General features: G+C 66.4%; 3 protein-coding genes. All 3 read left to right on the top strand.

Going from position 1 to position 3,692, the window contains the following annotated elements:
• Nucleotides 1-131 precede the first annotated feature (131 nt).
• On the top strand, nt 132-836 hold the full coding sequence (locus tag QOJ24_RS05290; RefSeq protein WP_526259805.1) for a response regulator transcription factor: 705 nt from the start codon (nt 132-134) through the stop codon (nt 834-836).
• A 2-nt stretch (nt 837-838) separates the two neighbouring features.
• Nucleotides 839-2,341, top strand: coding sequence for a sensor histidine kinase (locus QOJ24_RS05285; RefSeq protein WP_526259803.1), 1,503 nt, complete (start codon nt 839-841; stop codon nt 2,339-2,341).
• 14 nt (nt 2,342-2,355) lie between these two features.
• Nucleotides 2,356-3,692, top strand: a 1,337-nt coding sequence (locus QOJ24_RS05280) for an ArnT family glycosyltransferase (RefSeq protein WP_526259801.1), incomplete at its 3' end; no start/stop codon positions are given.

Below are 3,692 nucleotides of genomic sequence, written 5' to 3'. Positions count from 1 at the left end.
AAAAGTCTGGTTCTAGCAGCGGTCGGGTTGGCTCACAGCCGGCACATAGCAGCTCCATAGCAGCGGCCCATTCGGCCTGCGCATACTAGGTAGCTGTGAGTCAACCCCAAACCCACGTCGAGCGCGTCGTCATGCGTCGCGCCGACGGAAATCCGATCAACGTCTTGGTGGTAGACGACGAAGCCGTCCTCGCTGAGATGGTCTCGATGGCGTTGCGGTACGAAGGCTGGAACATCGCGACCGCGGGCGACGGTGCGTCGGCTCTAGAAGCCGCCCGTTCGCAACGGCCGGATGTCGTCGTACTCGACGTGATGCTGCCCGACATGAGCGGTCTCGACGTACTACGCAAGCTTCGCGAGGAGACTCCGCAACTGCCGGTGTTGCTGCTGACGGCGAAGGACGCCCTGGAGGACCGCATCGCGGGCCTGACTGCCGGCGGCGACGATTACGTCACCAAACCTTTCAGCCTCGAAGAAGTGGTGCTGCGACTGCGCGCACTTCTTCGCCGCACCGGTGTCACGACCGAGGACAGCGGCGCACAACTGGTCGTCGGTGACCTGGTGCTCAACGAGGACAGCCACGACGTGACCCGCGCAGGTGAGCCGATCTCATTGACTTCCACTGAATTCGAGTTGTTGCGCTTCATGATGCGTAACTCCAAGCGAGTCCTGAGCAAGGCGCAGATCTTGGACAGGGTGTGGAGTTACGACTTCGGTGGGCGATCCAACATCGTCGAGTTGTACATCTCCTACCTGCGCAAGAAGATCGACAACGGGCGCGAACCCATGATTCACACGCTGCGTGGCGCCGGCTACGTCCTCAAGCCGGCTCGCTAACCATGGGCGGGGCCTGGTCCCTCAGGTTTCGGCTGCTGATCGGTCAAATCGTCCTGCTTACCATCGTGTGCATCGGCATTGGCGCGGCGACCGAGCTCTCTTTGTACAAGTACCTACTGGCGCAGCTCGACACACAGCTGCAGGATGCCTCGCAGCGCTCGGTGCGAATCTTCGCTGAGCCGCCCACCGCGCCGTGGCGCCACCATTCGCGGCCCTACCCCCGACCGGGGCCTGGCCCGATCTTTTTGGACGCTCCAGCTCAGCCCGTCGGCATGGTCGCGGCGGTGATCAAGAAGGGCGGGGCGATGGACGCCGGCTACCTGACAGCGGCCGGCGGACGCGCCGGTTTGACTGATCCTGCCCGGGATGAACTCGGCTCGGTAGCGGTCAACCGGCCTCCGGTCACCCGCGACATCGACGGCCTGGGCCGCTATCGGCTGGTTGCCGCCGACGCTCGCCGCAGCGGCGACATCGTCATCACCGGTCTGTCGATGTCCGACGTGGACGCCACCATGATCCGCGTGCTGCTGATCTTTGGCGTCGTGACCGTGATCGCGCTCGCCGCGGCTACGACGGCCGGCATCGTGATCATCCGGCGCGCGCTGGCGCCACTACGCCGCGTCGCCCAGACCGCCGGCAGGGTTGTCGACCTACCACTGGACCGCGGCGAGGTGACATTGCCGGTGCGGGTACTCGAGTCAGATGCCAACCCGCGCACCGAAGTCGGTCAGCTCGGGTCCGCGCTGAACCAGATGCTCGACCACGTCAGCGCCGCGCTGTCGGCGCGGCAGGCCAGCGAGACGCGGGTGCGCCAGTTCGTCGCCGACGCCAGCCACGAGCTGCGCACCCCGCTGGCGGCGATTCGTGGCTATACCGAACTGGCGCAACGCAAACAAGACGCGTTGCCCGACGACGTCGCGCACGCGATGAGCCGGGTGGAATCCGAGACCGAGCGCATGACCCGGCTCGTCGAGGACATGTTGTTGCTCGCGCGGCTGGACACCGGACGGCCGCTGGAACGCGAACAGGTGGACCTGACCCGGCTTGTCGTCGATGCCGCCAGCGATGCCCATGTCGCGGGTCCGGAGCACCGATGGTCGCTGGACCTGCCGCAGGAGCCGATCGTGGTGAGGGGCGACGAGGCGCGCCTGCATCAGGTGCTTGCCAACCTGCTCGCCAACGCGCGCACCCACACCCCTGCGGGCACGTCGGTCACGACCGCGCTGAGCGTCGACGGTGATCACGCCGTCCTCACCGTCACCGACGACGGACCGGGCATCCCGGTGTGGCTAGCGCCCGAAGTCTTCCAGCGGTTCGCGCGCGGCGACTCGTCACGCTCCAGGCGTGAGGGAAGCACCGGCCTCGGCCTTGCCATAGTGTCGGCGGTGGTCCGGGCCCACCACGGCACCATCGACGTGCACAGCGTCCCGGGCAGGACCGAGTTCACTGTGAAGCTGCCGGTCAACTCACAGCCAAGCCACAGCGGTGCCAAAACCGACACCTAGGCCGATGCTCGAAGATGGCGTCAGTGACCCTCGTTCTTTCTCCCGCCGAGCTGGGCCCCCCCGCGCGCTGGGGAACGCAAAAGTGCCCGACACGCCGTGAGGCGGGGCACTTTCGCGTCTTCTCGCGCGTGGTTGCCAACCGCGTAGCACTCATAGCCCTGCTCGCAGGCACAGCGGCGCTCTACCTGTGGAACCTGTCGGCCAGCGGCTGGGCGAACAGCTTCTATTCGGCGGCCGCGCAGGCGGGCGCGAACAATTGGACGGCGATGCTGTTCGGATCCAGCGATGCCGCCAACGCCATCACCGTCGACAAGACGCCCGCGTCACTGTGGATCATGGATATTTCGGTGCGCGTGTTCGGGCTGAACCCGTGGAGCGTGCTTGTACCCCAAGCGCTCGAAGGCGTGGCCGCAGTCGCCATCCTCTATGCCGCGGTGCGGCGGGTCAGTGGCCCTGGCGCGGCGCTTCTGGCCGGTTCGATCATGGCGCTGACGCCGGTCGCCGCGTTGATGTTCCGGTTCAACAACCCCGACGCGCTGTTGGTTCTCATGCTTGTCGCGGGAGGGTATTGCACGCAGCGGGCGTGCGAAAAAGACAGCAGCCGTTGGTGGTTGGTCGCGGCAGGCGTCGCCGTCGGCTTCGGTTTCCTGGCCAAGATGCTGCAGGCGCTGCTGGTGCTGCCGGGATTCCTCGCGGCATATCTGTGGGCGGGGAATCGTTCGCTGGGTCGACGGCTGATCGATGTCGCCGGCCTGGTCGCGGCGATGGCGGTAGCCGCAGGCTGGTTCCTCGTGCTCGTTGAGGTGTGGCCGTCGGGCGCCCGGCCGTACATCGGCGGATCCCAGCACGACAGCATTGTCGAACTGGCCTTGGGCTACAACGGATTAGGCCGGCTGACCGGCAACGAGACCGGCGGCCTCGGCAACATGAACTTCGACGTCGGTTGGGGCAGGCTCTTCGGGCATAACATGGGCACCGAGGTCGCCTGGTTGTTGCCTGCGGCCGTCATCTGTCTCGGCGCGATCGCGCTTCTTACTTGGCGGGCGCCCCGAACGGATCTCACTCGCGCCGCGGCGTTGATCTGGGGTGGCTGGCTTCTGGTGACGGCGGCGGTGTTCAGCTTCATGAACGGCATCGTGCATCCGTACTACACCGTGGCGCTCGCCCCGGCGATCGGCGCGTGCATCGGCATGGGCGCAACATTGTTGTGGCAGAACAGATCTTCGCTGCCGTGTGCGACCGCGCTGGCAGGGGCCGTCGTCGTCACCTCGATACTGGCGTGCGTTCTGTTGGCAAGGGCGCAGGGCTGGCTGCCGTGGCTGTCGGCCGCCGTCGCCGTCGGCGGATTGGG

The organism is Mycobacterium sp. (assembly GCF_032159775.1).
Taxonomy (GTDB): domain Bacteria; phylum Actinomycetota; class Actinomycetes; order Mycobacteriales; family Mycobacteriaceae; genus Mycobacterium.
The sequence above is the reverse complement of the archived record's forward strand: the minus strand, read 5'-3'. Positions and strand labels throughout refer to the sequence as shown.